The organism is Sphingobium soli (assembly GCF_020782245.1).
In the GTDB taxonomy this organism is placed as follows: Bacteria; Pseudomonadota; Alphaproteobacteria; order Sphingomonadales; family Sphingomonadaceae; genus Sphingobium; species Sphingobium soli.
This window is the reverse complement of record NZ_JAJGNP010000001.1, coordinates 525,536-542,432: the sequence shown is the minus strand read 5'-3', so window position 1 is coordinate 542,432 and position 16,897 is coordinate 525,536. Positions and strand designations below refer to the sequence as shown.

At 63.0% G+C, this 16,897-nt stretch carries 22 protein-coding genes; 13 read left to right on the top strand and 9 right to left on the bottom strand.

Annotation, left to right across the window (positions count from 1 at the left end; genetic code table 11):
• Positions 1-186: 186 nt before the first annotated feature.
• The 4 genes from LL253_RS02625 to LL253_RS02610 form a co-directional block, all read right to left on the bottom strand.
• Positions 187-849, bottom strand: coding sequence for a hypothetical protein (locus LL253_RS02625; protein ID WP_228226071.1), 663 nt, complete (start codon positions 847-849; stop codon positions 187-189).
• A gap of 346 nt (positions 850-1,195) precedes the next feature.
• The gene (locus tag LL253_RS02620) at positions 1,196-1,537 is read right to left on the bottom strand and encodes a hypothetical protein (protein ID WP_228226070.1); all 342 of its coding nucleotides are present in this window, start codon (positions 1,535-1,537) and stop codon (positions 1,196-1,198) included.
• A gap of 69 nt (positions 1,538-1,606) precedes the next feature.
• Complete coding sequence (pip, locus tag LL253_RS02615; RefSeq protein WP_228226069.1) at positions 1,607-2,548, bottom strand: prolyl aminopeptidase; 942 nt, start codon at positions 2,546-2,548, stop codon at positions 1,607-1,609.
• Positions 2,549-2,599: 51 nt separating this feature from the next.
• Positions 2,600-3,076, bottom strand: coding sequence for an SspB family protein (locus LL253_RS02610; protein WP_228226068.1), 477 nt, complete (start codon positions 3,074-3,076; stop codon positions 2,600-2,602).
• Between the two features lie 95 nt (positions 3,077-3,171).
• On the opposite strand from LL253_RS02610, the gene hisB reads away from it, so the two are divergent.
• From hisB to LL253_RS02575, 7 genes are all read left to right on the top strand, one after another.
• On the top strand, positions 3,172-3,759 hold the full coding sequence (gene hisB, locus LL253_RS02605; RefSeq protein ID WP_228226067.1) for an imidazoleglycerol-phosphate dehydratase HisB: 588 nt from the start codon (positions 3,172-3,174) through the stop codon (positions 3,757-3,759).
• A gap of 4 nt (positions 3,760-3,763) precedes the next feature.
• Positions 3,764-4,378 carry an imidazole glycerol phosphate synthase subunit HisH gene (gene hisH / locus LL253_RS02600; RefSeq protein ID WP_228226066.1) on the top strand — a complete coding sequence of 205 codons (615 nt, stop codon included), beginning with the start codon at positions 3,764-3,766 and terminating at the stop codon, positions 4,376-4,378.
• 27 nt (positions 4,379-4,405) lie between these two features.
• Positions 4,406-5,143 carry a 1-(5-phosphoribosyl)-5-[(5-phosphoribosylamino)methylideneamino]imidazole-4-carboxamide isomerase gene (gene hisA / locus LL253_RS02595; RefSeq protein WP_228226065.1) on the top strand — a complete coding sequence of 246 codons (738 nt, stop codon included), beginning with the start codon at positions 4,406-4,408 and terminating at the stop codon, positions 5,141-5,143.
• Positions 5,140-5,904, top strand: coding sequence for an imidazole glycerol phosphate synthase subunit HisF (gene hisF / locus LL253_RS02590; protein WP_228226064.1), 765 nt, complete (start codon positions 5,140-5,142; stop codon positions 5,902-5,904). The genes hisA and hisF overlap by 4 nt, the downstream gene beginning before the upstream one ends.
• 126 nt (positions 5,905-6,030) lie before the next feature.
• The gene (locus LL253_RS02585) at positions 6,031-6,300 is read left to right on the top strand and encodes a PEP-CTERM sorting domain-containing protein (protein WP_009820671.1); all 270 of its coding nucleotides are present in this window, start codon (positions 6,031-6,033) and stop codon (positions 6,298-6,300) included.
• A 42-nt stretch (positions 6,301-6,342) separates the two neighbouring features.
• Entirely contained in the window at positions 6,343-6,663 is a 321-nt protein-coding gene (locus LL253_RS02580; RefSeq protein WP_228221599.1) for a phosphoribosyl-ATP diphosphatase, read from the top strand.
• Between the two features lie 63 nt (positions 6,664-6,726).
• Positions 6,727-7,293 (top strand): hypothetical protein, encoded by a 567-nt coding sequence (locus LL253_RS02575; protein WP_009820673.1) that lies wholly within the window; start codon positions 6,727-6,729, stop codon positions 7,291-7,293.
• Between the two features lie 10 nt (positions 7,294-7,303).
• Here the strand turns inward: LL253_RS02575 and LL253_RS02570 are convergent, their stop codons facing one another.
• Positions 7,304-8,197 carry a histone deacetylase family protein gene (locus LL253_RS02570; protein WP_228226063.1) on the bottom strand — a complete coding sequence of 298 codons (894 nt, stop codon included), beginning with the start codon at positions 8,195-8,197 and terminating at the stop codon, positions 7,304-7,306.
• A 71-nt stretch (positions 8,198-8,268) separates the two neighbouring features.
• On the opposite strand from LL253_RS02570, the gene LL253_RS02565 reads away from it, so the two are divergent.
• From LL253_RS02565 to LL253_RS02540, 6 genes are all read left to right on the top strand, one after another.
• Positions 8,269-9,723, top strand: coding sequence for a L,D-transpeptidase family protein (locus LL253_RS02565; RefSeq protein ID WP_228226062.1), 1,455 nt, complete (start codon positions 8,269-8,271; stop codon positions 9,721-9,723).
• Positions 9,724-9,727: 4 nt separating this feature from the next.
• Positions 9,728-10,042, top strand: a complete 315-nt coding sequence (locus tag LL253_RS02560) for a hypothetical protein (protein ID WP_009820676.1) — start codon at positions 9,728-9,730, stop codon at positions 10,040-10,042.
• A 52-nt stretch (positions 10,043-10,094) separates the two neighbouring features.
• Positions 10,095-10,766, top strand: coding sequence for a murein L,D-transpeptidase catalytic domain-containing protein (locus LL253_RS02555; RefSeq protein WP_009820677.1), 672 nt, complete (start codon positions 10,095-10,097; stop codon positions 10,764-10,766).
• A gap of 68 nt (positions 10,767-10,834) precedes the next feature.
• On the top strand, positions 10,835-11,893 hold the full coding sequence (locus LL253_RS02550; RefSeq protein ID WP_228226061.1) for a DUF3667 domain-containing protein: 1,059 nt from the start codon (positions 10,835-10,837) through the stop codon (positions 11,891-11,893).
• 31 nt (positions 11,894-11,924) lie between these two features.
• Positions 11,925-12,842, top strand: coding sequence for a DMT family transporter (locus LL253_RS02545; RefSeq protein ID WP_228226060.1), 918 nt, complete (start codon positions 11,925-11,927; stop codon positions 12,840-12,842).
• A 97-nt stretch (positions 12,843-12,939) separates the two neighbouring features.
• Positions 12,940-14,301, top strand: a complete 1,362-nt coding sequence (locus LL253_RS02540) for a methyl-accepting chemotaxis protein (RefSeq protein WP_037542451.1) — start codon at positions 12,940-12,942, stop codon at positions 14,299-14,301.
• Between the two features lie 49 nt (positions 14,302-14,350).
• Here LL253_RS02540 and LL253_RS02535 read toward each other — a convergent pair whose 3' ends face one another.
• The 4 genes from LL253_RS02535 to LL253_RS02520 all read right to left on the bottom strand — a co-directional run bounded on the left by LL253_RS02535 (position 14,351) and on the right by LL253_RS02520 (position 16,893).
• Positions 14,351-15,181 (bottom strand): hypothetical protein, encoded by an 831-nt coding sequence (locus LL253_RS02535; protein WP_228226059.1) that lies wholly within the window; start codon positions 15,179-15,181, stop codon positions 14,351-14,353.
• 106 nt (positions 15,182-15,287) lie between these two features.
• Complete coding sequence (locus tag LL253_RS02530) at positions 15,288-15,983, bottom strand: ATP12 family chaperone protein (RefSeq protein WP_228226058.1); 696 nt, start codon at positions 15,981-15,983, stop codon at positions 15,288-15,290.
• Entirely contained in the window at positions 15,980-16,237 is a 258-nt protein-coding gene (locus LL253_RS02525; protein WP_228226057.1) for a hypothetical protein, read from the bottom strand. Before LL253_RS02525 ends, LL253_RS02530 begins: the two co-directional genes overlap by 4 nt.
• The gene (locus LL253_RS02520) at positions 16,234-16,893 is read right to left on the bottom strand and encodes an HAD-IA family hydrolase (protein ID WP_037542018.1); all 660 of its coding nucleotides are present in this window, start codon (positions 16,891-16,893) and stop codon (positions 16,234-16,236) included. Before LL253_RS02520 ends, LL253_RS02525 begins: the two co-directional genes overlap by 4 nt.
• Between the last annotated feature and the right edge of the window lie 4 nt (positions 16,894-16,897).

The window sequence follows — 16,897 nt, the reverse complement described above, 5'->3', positions numbered from 1 at the left end:
GCCAGCACTGGCGGCCTGACCTGAACCCGATCCTGCCGTAGATCGACGGTTCCTACACCACCCCGCGGGACACGACCGCGACAAAAATCGTGGGACACAGAGACGGTGATTCTGTCGTCCAGGCCAAGAAAAAGGCCCCGCGTCTCACGAGGCCCTTTTGAGTGTCCCACGATTTTGATGGCAGCGCTAGAATCCCAGCGCAGTCTTCTGCTCGTTCCAGTGTAGCGGCAGGTTGACCTGCTTGAGCAGGCGGCGCGGTGTTAGCGACGATGGCTGCCGCCCATCGAGAATGGCTGCAACGATGTCGGGCGACAGAAAAGCGAGCCGGGCAAGACGCTCATCCTCACGATCCGCTATTTTCGTTGGTCCGGCTGGTTGCAGCAGTCGCTGCCGTGCAGCTTCCGCCCGACGCAATAAAGCGATCAGCTCAGGATTTACTCGGGGCTGCTGCGAGGGCGGTGAGCCTAATACCAGCTTGAGGTTGCGCCCACGCCGGTCGGGAGATGTTGCGATGACAAGCGGGATACGCCAGCCGTCATCCTGCTGCTCGGTGGAGCTGCTATCCACCATGGCAGCGAGCTTCCGCCTGCTGATCGAAGCGTCGATGTGATCAGGGTAGACGATGAGAGCAAGCCCAAGCTCAAGCAGAGCCTGGCGAACTTTCCCTTTCTCCCGCTGTGCGAGCATATTGGACAGCCGGCCTACTGCATTCATGCGGCTGGTCATCGCTCTTGCATCGACCTGCGGCAGATTGAGGATGATCTGCTGATCCGACAGCAGTGCGGCGGCTGCGTCAATCACCGCCTGCTCAAGATCGGCAGCAGGCAATCGCAGCGCTGCCTCGGCCATCCGCTGTCCATCTGCAATAGCAGCCATGCTGGAGGTTGATGGACTTTGGCGATCTCGATTTTCTCTGGGAGGAGGAAGAGAAAGCGCCCGAACTGGTGGGAGCCTATGGACTATATATTGAGGAATGACCGAGCCGCACTATCACATCAATCTTTTCTGGTCGGCGAAAGATCAATGTTGGATAGCGGACGTGCCCGATCTCAAGCCCTGCTCGGCCCAGGGGAATATGCGAGCCGAGGCGATAGCGAACATTAACGACGCTATCGAAGGCTGGCCGGTCGTTGTACAAGATCGTGGATCCCAGATGCCTGCTACCGCCCGGCCATCTACGCCGCCTGACACGTCATCAATAGGTCCGGCTTGTCACCTTCGCGGTGCCGTCCGGCGTGATTTCGATCAGATGCGCGCTGTCATTGTCGCATTGCGCTTTCCAGCCTTTGACGCCCGGTCGAATCTCCGTCCGCTCCGATCCCGTGACGGCGGGGCACGCGACGCCCGAATCACGGATCGCCTTCTCGAAGACACCATTGCGCTGCTCGGGCGTCAGCTGGGCGACCTGCGCCGCAGCGCCGCTTTCAGCGATGGCCTGATTGCCCCCGGTCACGTCCTGATCCCTGGCGGGCTCCCCGCAACCGGCAAGCGTTGCGATCAGGGGCACCATCGCCCATCCCAGCATCCGTGTCGTCATCTGCACCACTCCTGATCCTTTACGCCTACGCAAAGCACTGAGTGTCCGGCGGGTTCCCGGGGGTGTTGGCTAAGTCGCAAAACCGTCGGTCGCGCGGATCAGTGCGTCCAATATGCCCGGTTCATTATAGGCATGGCCCGCGCCCTCAATCAGTTCGAAGCGCGCCTGCGGCCACGCCTTGTGCAAGGCCCAGGCGGTTTCGGCGGGGCAGGCCATGTCGTAGCGGCCATGGATGATGACGCCGGGAATGTCGGCCAGTAAAGCGGCATTGGCGATCAACTGACCATCGTCCAGCCAGCCGCGATGCGTGAAATAATGATTTTCGATCCGTGCGAAGGCGAGCGCGAAATCATCCGCGTCATGCACCGCCGACAGCGCCGGGTCGGGTAGCAGGCGCACGGTCTCGCCCTCCCACACGCTCCAGGCACGCGCCGCAGCGATCCGTGCGGCAGGATCGTCGCCGGTCAGCAGTTGTCGATAGGCCGCAACCAGATCGCCGCGTTCTGTTTCAGGGACGGGGCCGACGAACCTCTCCCATTTGTCGGGATAGATGCGGCTCGCGCCTTCCTGATAATACCAGTCTATTTCCGACTGGCGGATCGTGAAGATGCCGCGCAGCACCAGTTCGCTCACCTGCGCGCGATGCGTCTGCGCATAGGCAAGCGCCAGCGTCGATCCCCAACTGCCGCCGAACACCAGCCATTGGCCGACGCCCATCATGGCCCGCAGCCGTTCGATATCGGCGACCAGATGCCAGGTCGTGTTTGCGTCCAGCGATGCATGCGGTGTGGACTGCCCACATCCGCGCTGGTCGAACAGCAGCAGATCGTAGCGGGTGGGATCGACTAGCCGCCGATGTTCGGGGCTGAAGCCTCCGCCAGGTCCGCCATGCAAAAAGACGGCAGGCTTGGCGCCCGGGGTGCCGCACCGTTCCCAGTAGATGCGATGCCCGTCGCCAACGTCGAGATGGCCGGAGGCAAAGGGTTCGATGGGTGGATAGAGACTGCGCATGCGGACCTTGTAACAGGCGATGCGATTTGAACCAGATGCGTTGGCCGCCGCTTATTTCTTCTTGCCGAAATCCACCGTGACGACGTTCGATCCATCCTCGTTCGTCACCTGCGGCCCGTCATTTTCCGCTTCGTCATGCGGTTCGGGGATTTCATCCGACTGCACCTGAAATTGGAGCGCGAAATTGACGGCCGGATCGACGAAGGCCGTGATCGCGCTGAAAGGGATGACCAGATGCGCCGCGACCTGGTTGAAGGTCAGGCTCACCTCGAAATGCTGATCGCTGACCTTCAAGTCCCAGAATTTATTCTGGAGTACGATCGTCATTTCGTCAGGGAAGCGTTCGACCAGATGCTTGGGAATGTCGACGCCCGGAGCCTGGGTCTTGAAGGTGATGTAGAAATGATGCGTCCCAGGCAGCCCGCCCGTCTGCTGCACTTCGTCCAGCACGCGGCCGACGACCGCGCGCAGCGCCTCCTGCACGATTTCGTCATAGGGAATCAGGCTGTCGGGCAGGTCATCGCTCATGGCGCAATGTCCTAACGGCCCTAAGCATGGGGTCAAGCCCGCTCCAGCGTGCGCGCGCACATTGCATGCTGCGTCCCACACGCTATAGGGCGGCCATGCGCACGGCCGAAATTCACCGCAACACTGCGGAAACGCAGATCGATGTGACCGTCAACCTGGATGGCACCGGGCTTTACACCGTGTCGACCGGCATCGGCTTTTTCGACCATATGCTCGAACAGCTTTCGCGCCATTCGCTGATCGACATGACCGTCAAGACGGTCGGCGACCTGCATGTCGATCAGCACCACACCACAGAGGACACCGCGATCGCCATTGGCGAAGCCGTGGCAAAGGCACTGGGCGACAAGCGCGGGATCAGCCGCTACGGCAGCGTTTATTCGCCGATGGACGAGACGCTGAGCCGCGTTGCGCTCGACATTTCCGGCCGTCCATGGCTGGTGTGCAAGCTGCCCTTCACCGTCACGAAGGTGGGCGAATGGGACACCGAAATGGTGGAGCATTTCTTCCACAGCTTAGCCCAGGCGGCCGGCATCACGCTGCATATCGAACTGCTTTACGGCAGCAACAATCATCATATCGTTGAAAGCGCGTTCAAGGGGCTGGCACGGGCGTTGCGTCAGGCGGTGGAGGTCGATCCGCGCAAGGCCGACGCCATCCCGTCGACCAAGGGCATGTTGTAAGCCGATGACCATCGCCCTCATCGACTATGGCGCGGGCAATCTTCATTCGGTGCATAATGCGCTGAAAAAAGCGGGCGCGCAGGACGTCGCTATCACTGCCGATCCGGAGGTGGTGGCGCGGGCCGACCGTATTGTGCTGCCGGGCGTCGGCGCGTTCCGGGCCTGTCGCGACGCGCTGGTCGCGATTCCCAGCATGGTCGAGGCGATGGGCGAGGCCGTGAATCAGCGGGGCACGCCTTTCCTGGGCGTGTGCGTGGGCATGCAGCTGCTCGCCGACGCGGGCGAGGAATTTGGTCGCCATGAAGGGCTGGGCTGGATTCCGGGCACGGTGCGGCGGATCGAACCGGCCGACGCCGAGGCCAAGGTGCCGCATATGGGATGGAACGATGTGGCGCTGACGGGCGCGCCGGGTCTGCTCCAGCCGGGGGAAGCCTATTTCCTGCACAGCTATCATTTCGAGGCTGCCGATCCCGCTCATGTCGCTGCCCGGACCGATCATGGCGGCCCGCTGATCGCGGCGGTCGCGCGCGACACGATCATCGGTTGTCAGTTTCACCCGGAAAAAAGCCAGGCTTATGGCTTGTCCTTCCTGTCCCGCTTTCTCGACTGGCGGCCCTGACGGCCGCTGCGCGTAAAGGTTTCGCTCATGTCCCTGATCGTATTTCCCGCCATCGACCTTAAAGGCGGCCAGGTCGTCCGGCTGGCCGAAGGCGACATGGATCGCGCCACCATTTATGGAGACGATCCCGCAGCGCAGGCGGACCTGTTCGCGCAGGCGGGCGCGCGGCACCTTCATGTGGTGGATCTTGATGGCAGCTTCGCGGGCGAGGCGGTCAACGCTGCTGCGGTCGAAGCAATCATCGACGCTTTCCCAGGGCATGTGCAGTTGGGCGGCGGCATCCGTAATCGCGCGGCCGTGGAACGCTGGTTCGACCTTGGCGTGTCACGTATCGTGATCGGGACTGCGGCGCTCAAGGACCCCGCCTTCGTCAAGGCGGCGGCCCGCGACTTTCCGGGCGGCATCGTTGTCGCGGTGGACGCGCGCGATGGGTTCGTCGCCACCGACGGCTGGGCGGAAAAGAGCGACATGCCGGTCGTCGATCTGGCGCGCCGGTTTGAAGATGCGGGTGTTGCCAGCCTGCTTTTCACCGATGTCGGCCGTGACGGCCTGCTCAAGGGGTGCAACATTGACGCCACCGTCGATCTTGCGCACGCCACCGATATTCGGGTGATCGCCAGCGGCGGCGTGGCGGGCATTGCCGACATTCGCATTCTCAGCCTTCACGCCGATGAGGGGATCGAAGGCGTCATTACGGGCCGGGCGCTATACGACGGCCGCCTTGATCTCAAGACGGCCATGGCGGTCGCGCAGGCGGCGGCATGACCGTCCGCACCCGCGTCATTCCCTGCCTCGACGTCGCCAATGGCCGCGTGGTCAAGGGCGTCAATTTCGTTGACCTCAAGGATGCCGGCGACCCGGTGGAGCAGGCGCGGCTCTATGACGCGGCCGGCGCGGATGAACTCTGCTTCCTTGACATTACCGCCACGCATGAGGCGCGCGGCACGATATTGGACGTGGTGCGGCGCACGGCGGAGGTGTGCTTCATGCCGGTCACGGTCGGCGGCGGCGTGCGCAGCGCGGATGACGCGCGCGCGCTGCTTCTGGCGGGCGCGGACAAGGTCGCGGTCAACAGCGCCGCGGTCGTCCGTCCCGAACTGGTCGCCGACATCGCCGATCGCTTCGGAAGCCAGTGTATCGTCGGCTCCGTGGACGCGCGCAAGGTTGGGGGGGGGCGCTGGGAAATCTTCACCCATGGCGGGCGCCAGCCCACTGGCATCGACGCGCTGGAGCATGCGCTGCGCCTCGCGGAACTGGGCGCTGGCGAATTGCTGGTCACGTCGATGGATGGGGACGGGACGCGGAAGGGCTATGATCTGGCGCTCACCCGCACCATTGCCGACGCGGTATCCGTGCCCGTGATCGCCAGCGGCGGCGTCGGCACGCTCGATCACCTTGTCGATGGCGTGATCAAGGGGCATGCCAGCGCCGTTCTGGCCGCTTCGATCTTCCATTTTGGTCAGCATAGCGTGGGCGACGCGCATCGCGCGTTGGCGGCAGCAGGGGTGCCGGTCCGCGCCGCCTGATTAACGGGTGGATCGTAATGGTACATTCCTGCCGACATTATCGTGGTTAATCCATTGGAAAGATGCGTGCGCGTCCCGTATTTCCTGCCCTCGAACTATTCCATTCTTTGGCAGCAGGGGTGTGACATGAAATACGGGAAGATGCTTTTGATGGTTGGGGTCGCTGGTTTGATGGGCGCAGCTGTGCCCGCGCCGGCGCAGGCGACCTGGGGATGCTGGTTTGGCAAGTGCGGCGGTGGTTCGTCCTCGTCGGGCGGCGGCTCGTCCACTGGCGGTTCGTCAGGCGGCACGCCGACGCCGGTGCCCGAGCCCGAGCAGATGGCGCTGTTCGCGATGGGCGCGGCCGTTCTGTGTGGCCGCGCGGTTGTCGCGCGCCGCAAGAATCGCCGGAAGTAAAATTCATTTGACGGGTCGCGCGCGCGGCGCTTGATGCGCCCTATGCGCGCGACTCTTCATCATCTCGAACAGACTATCCGCCAGCGGCGCACGGCCGACCCGACGGCGTCCTATGTCGCAAAGCTGGCGGCCAAAGGCCGCGCGAAGATTGCGCAGAAGGTCGGCGAGGAAGCGGTGGAAACGGTGATCGCGGCCATGGCCGACGACCGCGCCGGCGCCGTGGGCGAAAGCGCGGACTTGCTTTTCCATCTGCTGATGCTGCTGGCTGATCTCGATATCCCGCTGGATAGCGTCCTTGACGAGCTGGATCGTCGCGAAGGTGTGTCGGGAATCGTGGAAAAGGCGGCCCGACCGTCCGACTGAACGGATAAAATTGCCTCACCCCGCGTTTAATCGGCGATTTCACCGCAGGGATGGGGGTCTATCATGGTTCGTTCGGTCATCGGGGGGCTGCTTGGCGGTCTCGCCATGTATATTATCGGCTTCATCTTCTGGGGCACGCCGCTCAGCGCACTCGCGTTCAGTCGCGCGGGCGATCAGGAAAGCGCCAATCTTCAGGCTGCGCTCGCCCAGGGGCTGAACGCCACCGGCACCGGCGTCTATGTCATCCCGGATCCGGCCACCGCGCAGGGCACCATCCTCTATGGCCGCGGCCCTATCGCCCAGGTCTTCTATAACAGCAGCGGATTTCCCGTCACTGATGGCGCGTCCCTGATCGGCGGGCTGATCCTTGCGCTGGCGGTCGGTATCCTGATCGCGCTCGCGCTGCGTTTCGCTCTGGCCGATTTCGGCAGCCGCATGCGCGTGACCATCCTGTTTTCGATTGCGGCCGTGCTCTGGCTGCATATCGGTCAGCCGGTCTTCAACCATGCGCCCTGGGGCTATTTCCTTTATCTTGCGTTCAGCGATTTCGTCGCGCTCGCCGCTGCGGGCCTGATCGCGGCTAAAATCATGGAATCCAGGGTCGCTGCAAATGCGTCCACCACCCACTGATCCGTTAGTCTCACATTTCCTGCGCCATGCGGATCATGCAGTCCGCATGGCGCCGCGCAATCAGCATGCGATTCGCGCCATAGCCGCCACCCATGGTGCTGGCGACCGGAATAGTGCGCTTGCGGGCCTGTCGCAGGACAAAACGGTCCCGCGCGTTAAGGCCGGCGTCGGTCAGCTCCAACCTGCCCAGCCGATCCTCGCCATGGGGGTCGACGCCAGCTTGATACAGGATGAGGTCGGGCGCGAAGTCGTCCAGCACGCGCGGCAGGGCATAAGTCAGGACCGCCATATAACCATGGTCATCGATGCCATCCTCCAGCCCGATGTCCAGGCTGGATCGCGCCTTGCGCACGGGAAAGTTGCGCTCGGCATGAATGGATAGCGTAAAGACGTCGGTGCGCCCCGCCATCAGCGCCGCCGTGCCGTCTCCTTGATGCACGTCCAAATCCAGGATCAGGATATGTTTCGCGTCACCTTCCACGATCAGCCGGTTGGCCGCGATCGCCAGATCGTTGAACACGCAATATCCAGCGCCTGTGTCGTGCAGCGCATGGTGGCTGCCGCCCGCTGCATTGGCTGCATAGCCATGGATTTTCGCCAGCCGCGCGGCGGCCCACGTGCCGCCCGGCGATAGCAGCGACCGCGTCGCCACGCGATCGGTGATCGGAAATCCAATCCTGCGCATCTTTTCGGGCGGGACGCTCAGGCTTATCACCTCGTCCACATAAGCGGGGTCATGCACGGCCTCGATCCATTCGCGCGGCATCACCTCGGGCGTATGAACCGTCATCGCCGTTCCGCTCTCTGTCAGGGCATCCATCACCAGCCCATATTTGTCGAAACGATAGGCGCTGCCGGGTGTTGCAGGGGAGACATAGGCAGGGTGGTGAACAACGTGCAGCATGATCTTTTCCACTATCGCGATTTGAACCTAGAGAGCTTTGCGCTATCTGGTCCAGCATGAACCGCCCCTCCATGACCCGTTTTCCCGTCGCGCCGATGATCGGCCTTGCTGCTTCATCGCTTGCCGCTCAACCAGCCCTGGCGCAGACGCCGCCGCCCGCCGTTGCGCCAACCCTGCCTGGATCGGGCATGGTGCAGCCCATTCCTGCAATTCGTCCGCCCGTTCCTATTCCGCCGCTGTCCGCCAAGCAGGAGGCGTGGGCCAATGACTGGCTCAAGACCGGCGCGGCGCAGGGGCTGATGGCCCGCCAGAAGCGCAGCGGCCCGCTCCATGGCGAAGCACTCGTGAATGCCATGCTCGACCGCGCCCGCGCGCTCAGCACCGGGCGCGTCGACACGGCCGACTTCCTCGACATCTGGGCGCTGCGCCCGGAAAAATTCGATCCGCGCCCCGGCTTGGCCAAGGCCGTTTCCGACGATGATCTGGACCGCTGGGCCAACCGGCTGACCCCGCCCTGGGCGGGGTATGAGACATTGCGGCAGGGGCTCGCCCGCTACGAGGCAATTCGGGACCAGGGCGGTTGGCAGTCGCTGTCCGCCTCTTCGTCGTCCGACGCTATTCGCAAACGCATTGCGATGGAGGACCCCAGCGTCTCGCCGGACGAAAAACTGGCCGACATCATCCAGCGGGCGCAACGCCGCTATGGCCTTAACCCCACCGGCAATCTGGATGCCCGAACGCTTGCCGCGCTCAACGTCGGCGTTGATGATCGTATCGCCGCGATCATGGCCAATATGGAACGGTGGCGCTGGATGCCGCGCAGCTTGCCCGTCAATCGGGTACAGGTGAACATCGCCGCTGCCGTGCTGACCCTGTTCGAAGGGGATCAGCCGGTTACCTCCATGCGTGCCGTCACTGGCAGCCCGGATAACCAGACGCCGATGCTGTCCTCCAGCATCCATTCGATCGTCGTCAATCCGCCCTGGAATGTGCCGATGTCGATCGCCAGGCGTGAACTTTTCCCTAAAGGACGGGCGACGCTGATCCGGCAGGGTTACAAGATCGTCAAGACGCCCGAAGGGGGCGAGCGCATCGTGCAGCCGGCAGGTCCCAACAGCGCGCTGGGCCGTTTGAAGTTCGACTTCAACAACCCGTTCGCCGTTTACCTGCACGACACGCCCGCGCGCGGCAAATTTTCGAGCTATGATCGCCTGGCAAGCCACGGCTGCATCCGCCTGGAAAAGCCGGTGGCGCTGGCCGAGCAGATGGTCGCCGCCTCCCCCGACCTCAACGGCCAGATCCAGAACCTGATCGACGAAGGCAAGACGCAGCGGGTGTCGCTGCCTCAGGATGTCGCGGTCTACCTCCTCTACTGGACGGCCTTTGCCAATGGTGATGGCGTCGTGTCCTTCCGCAACGACCCCTATGGCTGGGACAAACTGCTGGCGCAAAAGATCGAGGCATCGAGCAGCCGCGCCGATCCCACCGCCGCTCCCGCTCCCGCCTCCATCGCATCAAAGGACTGATTCCATGCGTAAATTCGCCCTGATCGCGCTGTCTGGCGCCCTTGCTCTGGCCGCTTGCGGCAAAAAGGAAGAAGATGCCCCGGCGCCGGTCAACAATCTGGTCGAACCGCCAGTCGAAAATGTGATTGTCGAGGAACCGGACGTACCGATGCCCGAGCCGAAGAACGAGGTCGAGGCCGCCCCTGTTGCGCCGCCGCCGTCAATCTCACAGGAGCAACAGATTCTGGATGACGCGGAGGCGACCGGCATGACGTCGCGCCTTCCGCGTGACGGCGAAGCGGTGCAGCCTGCCGACGAAGCGAGCAACAGCAGCGAGTGACCGGCCAGAGCCTGGGTTCAATCGGCGCGCGTCTTTTGCTATAAGAGCGGCCATGGATCGCCGCAATTTTACGAAGTTCGCTTTGAGCGGGCTCGCTTTTTCGTTTCTGTCGGACAGCATGGGCCGTGCCGCGCCGCCCGTCATGCCTCAACCCGCTGCGCCGTCTCCGGTTCCTCCTGTCGCGGCTGCGCCTGCCAGGCCGACGCCGCGCTATGCTGCGCTGCTGGATCGCGCGCGCGCCGCGCTGGACCAGCATGGCTCGGCCTTCCCTCTGCGTGACCGTGTCGGCATCGTCGATTTCGACGCCCCGTCGAAGGACATGCGGATGCATATCGTCGACCTGGTGAGCGGGCAGGCAAATAGTTATCTCGTGTCGCACGGGCGGGGATCGGACCCTGGCCATTCCGGCTGGCTGCATAGCTTCTCCAACGAATTCAATTCCCTCGCCAGTTGCCGGGGGGCGTTCCGCACGGAGGCGGAATATGTCGGCCAGCATGGGCGGTCGATGCGTCTTGCCGGGCTTGATCCCCAGAACAACAATGCCGAAGCGCGCGCCATCGTCGTTCATGGCGCGGATTATGTGACGGAAGATCATGTGGCGACCTGGGGCAAATGCGGCCGCAGCGAAGGCTGCTTTGCCGTCGCGCCGCATTTGGTGCCACAGGTGCTGGGACTGCTGGGGCAGGGCCGGCTGCTGTATTCGGGCAAGCTTGGCGCAGCCTGATCCGACAACATCGTAAGGCGCTTATTCGCTGTCTGGCGTTGGTGATACACCGCTGATAGTCTGCCGGTATGAACGGGGGAATCGAGGCGACAGGTGACGCGGTCACCGGGGCGATGCTGGCGCGGGCTGTCGAGCCCGCCCATGGGGAGGCGCACCAGGCCGGCCATGGCGATTGTCTGAACTGCGGCGCGCCGCTTGGCGGGCCTTACTGTGCGCAATGCGGCCAGGCGGCGCATATGCATCGCAGCTTCGCCGCGATCGGGCATGACCTTTTGCATGGCGTGCTGCATCTGGAAGGCAAGATATTCACGACGCTGCCCGAACTCGCGCTGCGGCCAGGCAAGCTGACACGGCGTTATGTGCATGGGGAGCGGGCGAAGTTCGTGTCGCCTTTCGCGCTGTTTTTGTTCAGTGCCTTCCTGATGTATGCGGTCTTTTCGCTGACCAGCCATCACGGGCCGGAAGGCGAAGGCAAGGGCGTGCAGATGAATGCAGCCGCCCGGGCCGAACTCACCCAGGAACAGGCAAAGGCTGACGCCCGCATTCGCGCGCTGGAGGCAGACCTGGCCAAGCCCAATCTGTCGAGCGAACGGCGCAAGGCACTGGCCAGCGCATTGGAGGATGCGCGGGAGGACCGGGGAGGATTGACGCTGGCCGGCAATATCGCCAACTCCCTGACCTCCGACGGCGTCAATGGCGGCGTCGCGAAAACAGTGGGAAAAACCATCAACGCCGCCGCAAAAAATCCCGAACTCGCTTACTACAAGCTAAAGGCCAACGCCTATAAATTTTCCTGGGCGCTGATCCTGATCTCACTGCCGTTCATGTGGCTGCTCTTTCCCTTCAGCCGCCGCTATAAAATATATGATCACGCCATTTACGTGACCTATTCCATTGCTTTTATGTCGCTGCTGTTCTCCTTGTCGATGATATTGACGGCGCTGCATGTGACCAGCGGAATTGTGACGACCGGGCTGCTGCTGTTCGCGGCGTGGCATATGTACCGGCAATTCAAGGATGCCTACCATTTGTCGCGAACAAGCACGCTTCTGCGTTTGCCGCTGCTCTATGGTTTTGCCTGCATATCGTTATCGCTCTTCTTCACCTTCGTTGCGATGATGGGATGACGGGGCGCGTGTCCCCGTTATAGGACGCGGCATGTTCAGTTCACCCATCTGGCTGCCGGCTACCTTGGTCGCCGGCGCGCTTCAGGCGTGGCGCACGGCGGTTCAGCGCCGGGTGAGCGAAAGCCTCTCCCTGAACGGGGCGGGCCTTGTCCGCTATCTTTACGGCATGCCCTTCATGACGGCGCTGCTGGCACTGTATCTGGTCGTCTTTCCTACCCCCTGGCCGCGGCTGAATGCGGATTTTCTGCTGTTCTGCGGCGCTGGTGGCCTGGCGCAGATCATCGCGACCAATTTGCTGATCAGTGCGTTCCGGTATCGCAATTTCGTGGTCGGCACAGCCTATTCCAAAACGGAAGCCGCCCAAGGCGCTGTTTTGTCTTTCTTTCTTCTGGGGGAAACGCTGCCCCCGCTTAGTTGGGCGGGGATCGCTTGCGGGGTCGCGGGCGTCATGCTGCTGTCGACCGGCGGTCGCAAATTGGGCCTATGGGATTTTGTGCGCGCCTTGGGTCAGCCAGCCGCAGTCACGGGCATCGCCTCCGGCTTTTTCTTTGCGCTCACGGCGATCGGCATCCGCCGCGCGACGCAGGGTGTGGACACCGACACTCCGGTATTTGCCGCCTTGATCGTGTTGGCGGTCACGGTCCCGTTGCAGACTGTGATGCAGGGCGGCTGGCTATTGTGGCGGGAGCCGGCCGAAATGCGCAGGGTCTTGAGCAGCTGGCGCGTGTCCGGCCAGGTCGGCCTTCTGTCGGCCTTGGGTTCGGCCTGCTGGTTTACCGGCTTTGCCACCGCTCCCGTCGCGCTCGTGCGAATCGTGGGTCAGGTGGAGGTGGCATTCACCATGGCGTTCGGACATTTCTACCTGCGCGAAACCATGCGTCGCAGCGAATTGGCTGGTCTCATTCTTGTCGCGGCAGGCGTCATTCTCGCGCTCGCGGGGACACTCTAGAGGGTAAGCAAGTGGCGCTAACCGATAATTTACTATGCCAGCATAAGGCTACATGGTGATGAGGGACACGCATTCAGACAATGTCGCGCGCGCGGTGATGAAGGTCGCCAAATTATCTGGCGACCTTGGAATCCGCACGCTCGATCTTCAGGCCGATATCGGCGAACTGGCCACACGCGTGACGCAGCAGGCATGCACGATTGAAGCCATCAGCTCTGCCGCTGCCCAGCTTTCGCAGGATGGCGAACGCGTGTCGCTTGCCGGACAGGATGCCCGCGAAAAGGCTATTGCTGCCCGCTCGATCATTGATGATTCCGGGCGGCAGCTGTCGGCAGCCAACATGAATTTCGTGGACCTGATCGAGCAGGTCAGCCGTATCCATGCGCGGCTCGACGGCTTTGGTGAAGCGCTCAAAACCGTCGCCCATGTCACCAGCGTCATCAGCGGCATCGCCAGCCAGACCAATCTTCTTGCGCTCAACGCCACGATCGAAGCCGCCCGCGCTGGCGACGCCGGGCGAGGTTTCGCCGTAGTCGCGGCGGAGGTGAAGAAGCTCGCCCAGGAAACCGGAGCGGCGACCCAGACGATCGAACGATCGATAGCTGCGCTGACCGGTGAGGCGGACGGCATGTTGGACAGCATTTCGCGCGGTGCCCAGACGGCCCGGACCGCCCAGTCCGATACGCGCAATATCGAAGCGCTGGTCGAACGCCTCGCCGCGCTGATGCTGGATCTGTCGAGCAATAGCGAAACGGTTGCGCAACGCATCGGATCGATGGTGGGTTCTGCGGGGGAAATCCGGGCCGGGCTGTCAGCCTTGGCCAGCACGTCCAGCGACAATGCCGGTGGTTTGCAGCGTCTGTCCCGCCGCATCACCAGCGCCAGCGAAGACACCAATCTGCTGCTGCAATATCTGGCCGAAAGCGGCGTCGATATTCCCGATTCGCCCTATATACGGTTCAGCCTCGAATCAGCCCAGGCCGTGGCCGATGCGGTCGAACAGGCGATCGCTCAGGGGCATATCACCGAAGCGGACGTTTTCAGCGAAGACTATGTGCCGATATCCGGCACGGATCCTGAACAATATACCCATCCCGTACAAGCAATCATGGTTCCGGCAGCCCGCGTGCGCCAGGAAATGGCAAAGACCTATACGGGCCTGTTCGGCATGACCTTCACGGACCGCAATGCCTTTGGCGCGGTCGCCATGCCGGAGCGCGCATATCCCCAACGCCCGGGGCAGTCAGTCTGGAATGCCGAACATTCGCGTCAGGGGCTGATTTTTGATTTCCCCGATACGCGTGAGCAATGCCGTACGACGCAACCCTTTTGCATCAAGGCCTATCGCCGCCCGACTGCCGAAGGCGCCATCATCCTGTTGAAACAGGTCATTGCATCCATCCACATTTGCGGACGCCACTGGGGCGTATTGCAAATGGCTTATCAGGATCAGGGATGACGCGATTTGCCGGGATCGGGCGTGTCCATGCCTGATCCCGGCCCGTCATTCAGCTGGCTTTCGCGCCGGTCATGATTTCGATCGAAGGGCGATTTGTCGCGTCAATCGTGCCGTCGGCCATCATCGCCTTGCCCATGTTCAACGCTTCATCGCGCAGACCTTCTTCCGTCGTCGTCTGGCTGGCGCCGATCAGTGCGGACAGAAGGATATTCTTGCTCACCGCGTCGGCCGGTTGGGCGGCGGCGGACTTGCGGGCCAGCGTCAGCGCCTCCTGATAATAGGGATCAGCGCCATCCGTGTCCTGCGCCGCCAGCTTCTGGTTGCCCATCTGGATCAGCATGCCGGCCAGAATATTGCGACTGGCCGTATCCTCGGGCTTGGCTTCCACGACCTTGCGCCAGTAGGGCAGGGCTTCGTCGTACAGCGATACCACCTTGTCCATCTGCCCCATCGCGCCATAGGCGGCGGCGTCTGCGTATAGCGCATTGGCCAGGAAGTTCACATTGTCGATCTTGCTGGGATCAGCCTCAACCGCGGTACGGATGGCTGGGATCGCCGCGTCATATTTCGCCACGGCACCGGCATTGTCGCCGGCCTGCTGAGCGCTCTGGCCAGCCGTGAAGTCGGTCACGGCCTGATTGAAAGCGGCAATCTCGTCCGGTGTCATCTCGCGTGCCGTTGTGGCCGGCGCGGGTGTGGTGGCGCCATCGGCGGGCATTGCGGTGGCGTCAGCAGGCGCTGCCGGATCGGCGGGGGTAGCCGGAGTGACTGGAGCTGCCGGACTGGTCGAAGCAGCAGGCGTCTGCTGCGCCATGGCGGGCGCGGCCAGGGCAAGCGGCGCGGCGAACATCAGATAGGCGAATTTGGCATATCGGGCCAATGTCAGGGTCTCCTTGAACTGGTTGCATCGAAACAATCGATCCAGCGCGATTTCCGCGCGTCTCAACTCCTTCAATGAACGAAGCAATAGCCCGGTTCCGAGTCCCTTAAACTCGGCTCATCGTGCAAAACGCTCCGGCTGTGGAAAACTCGCGGGCGCGCAGCAGGTTCCGCGCCGCTGCCTCTGAATCTTCCCCCCATTGTTCGCTCTGCCATTGTTCGTCGACTTGCACGGCTTGCCAGATTGTTGTGGGATCATATCCGCCCTCGGCGATCGCCAGCCCGCATATCAGCGATCCGCTCAGCGTTACGAGCGTCGACAATCCTGCGAGCATGAAAGGATCATGCGTTCGCACGGCCGCCTCCAGGCGCGCGAGGCTGTCCTCGGGCTGCGACACTGGGATGACACCCTGGGTCACGACCAGAGGCGCATCATAGCGGCTGACCGCCCAGTCCAACAGTGGGTCCCATGCCGCCGCCTGCCGGTCCACGAGCGCGTCAGGGCCGTCCGCGCGATAGCAGAGCAGGTCGCTCTGAGCATAGCGGGCGATGCCGGCTGCGAACGTCCCCGGATTGGGCGCGATGTGATCGATGGCTGCGTTCGACAGGCCGGTGAAGATCATCGCCGCCGGATCGATTTCGCCCTCCTGCGCCCGCCATTCGGCCGCGACGGCCTCGGCCAGGTTCCGGGTCGGCAGCGCCAGCAAGGCGCGCGCGGGCGTGCGCATCGCCCGGCCATCCAGTTCGATGGCAAAGCCTTCGCTGCCCGCGACGATGGCCACATCCTTGTAAAAGCGCTTCATTGCGGCGGCCTCTTGCGAAACAGCGCCAGTAATAAGCGGGGCACCACGACGAACTGGAACAAGCCGGTCAGCACCATGATGGTCCCGAACGCCTTGGCCTTGCCGCCCTGCACCCAGGAAAATCGCTGCATGATCGCCAGGAAGCCGAACATGACGATGAAGGCGCCGGACAGACGGAACAGGCCGATGGCGAAATAGCGCTGCCGCGCGACCTTTTCTGGATCAACGGGTGGGGGAGGGGGGCTGTCGTTCATGGCGCGCCGATATGGCGGCGCAGGTCTGCGCTGTCCATGGCTATGCCATGCGCGCCCGCCGCTGTCAGTTCCTGCGGCGGATGATAGCCCCATGCGACGCCGATCGCGCGCGCGCCGGCCGCCAGCCCCATATCGATGTCGAAACTCGTGTCGCCGATCATGACTGTTGTCTCGGGTGCCGCGCCTGCTTCTGCCATCGCCGTCAGCAGCATAGACGGATGGGGCTTGGACGGGTGACGGTCGGCGGTCTGGAGCGTCACGAATCGGTCAATGATGCCATGATGCGTGAGGCAGAGATTGAGGCCCCGATCGGACTTGCCTGTCGCCACGCCCAGCAGCCAACCCGCCGCATCCAGTTCCGTGACCAGGTCGGCAATGCCGGGATAAAGCGGTTCCGACACAGCATTGTCCTGCCGCAGCGACCGGAAGGCCTGTTTGTAATGCTCGGCCAGATGGTCGTGGAAATCGCTCTCCGCCTCCGGCAGCAGACGCGCCATCGCGACCGGCAACGACAGCCCGACCACCGCCAGGATCGCCAGCCGTTCTGGCGGCATGATCTGCACCGCCTCGAACGCACGGGTCATGGCGGCGCAGATATTATGCTGGCTGTCGACCAGCGTTCCGTCACAATCGAACACGGCCAGGCGATTGGTCATGCGC

Coding starts and splice junctions, on each gene's coding strand:
- LL253_RS02585 (WP_009820671.1), top strand. CDS start 6,031: ATGAAATACGGGAAGATGCTTTTGATGGTTGGGGTCGCTGGTTTGATG.
- LL253_RS02565 (WP_228226062.1), top strand. CDS start 8,269: ATGACCCGTTTTCCCGTCGCGCCGATGATCGGCCTTGCTGCTTCATCG.
- LL253_RS02550 (WP_228226061.1), top strand. CDS start 10,835: ATGAACGGGGGAATCGAGGCGACAGGTGACGCGGTCACCGGGGCGATG.
- pip (WP_228226069.1), bottom strand. CDS start 2,548: ATGCGCAGTCTCTATCCACCCATCGAACCCTTTGCCTCCGGCCATCTC.
- LL253_RS02575 (WP_009820673.1), top strand. CDS start 6,727: ATGGTTCGTTCGGTCATCGGGGGGCTGCTTGGCGGTCTCGCCATGTAT.
- LL253_RS02520 (WP_037542018.1), bottom strand. CDS start 16,893: ATGACCAATCGCCTGGCCGTGTTCGATTGTGACGGAACGCTGGTCGAC.
- LL253_RS02620 (WP_228226070.1), bottom strand. CDS start 1,537: ATGACGACACGGATGCTGGGATGGGCGATGGTGCCCCTGATCGCAACG.
- LL253_RS02555 (WP_009820677.1), top strand. CDS start 10,095: ATGGATCGCCGCAATTTTACGAAGTTCGCTTTGAGCGGGCTCGCTTTT.
- LL253_RS02545 (WP_228226060.1), top strand. CDS start 11,925: ATGTTCAGTTCACCCATCTGGCTGCCGGCTACCTTGGTCGCCGGCGCG.
- LL253_RS02625 (WP_228226071.1), bottom strand. CDS start 849: ATGGCCGAGGCAGCGCTGCGATTGCCTGCTGCCGATCTTGAGCAGGCG.
- hisF (WP_228226064.1), top strand. CDS start 5,140: ATGACCGTCCGCACCCGCGTCATTCCCTGCCTCGACGTCGCCAATGGC.
- LL253_RS02540 (WP_037542451.1), top strand. CDS start 12,940: ATGAAGGTCGCCAAATTATCTGGCGACCTTGGAATCCGCACGCTCGAT.
- hisH (WP_228226066.1), top strand. CDS start 3,764: ATGACCATCGCCCTCATCGACTATGGCGCGGGCAATCTTCATTCGGTG.
- hisB (WP_228226067.1), top strand. CDS start 3,172: ATGCGCACGGCCGAAATTCACCGCAACACTGCGGAAACGCAGATCGAT.
- LL253_RS02530 (WP_228226058.1), bottom strand. CDS start 15,983: ATGAAGCGCTTTTACAAGGATGTGGCCATCGTCGCGGGCAGCGAAGGC.
- LL253_RS02570 (WP_228226063.1), bottom strand. CDS start 8,197: ATGCTGCACGTTGTTCACCACCCTGCCTATGTCTCCCCTGCAACACCC.
- LL253_RS02525 (WP_228226057.1), bottom strand. CDS start 16,237: ATGAACGACAGCCCCCCTCCCCCACCCGTTGATCCAGAAAAGGTCGCG.
- LL253_RS02560 (WP_009820676.1), top strand. CDS start 9,728: ATGCGTAAATTCGCCCTGATCGCGCTGTCTGGCGCCCTTGCTCTGGCC.
- LL253_RS02610 (WP_228226068.1), bottom strand. CDS start 3,076: ATGAGCGATGACCTGCCCGACAGCCTGATTCCCTATGACGAAATCGTG.
- LL253_RS02580 (WP_228221599.1), top strand. CDS start 6,343: ATGCGCGCGACTCTTCATCATCTCGAACAGACTATCCGCCAGCGGCGC.
- hisA (WP_228226065.1), top strand. CDS start 4,406: ATGTCCCTGATCGTATTTCCCGCCATCGACCTTAAAGGCGGCCAGGTC.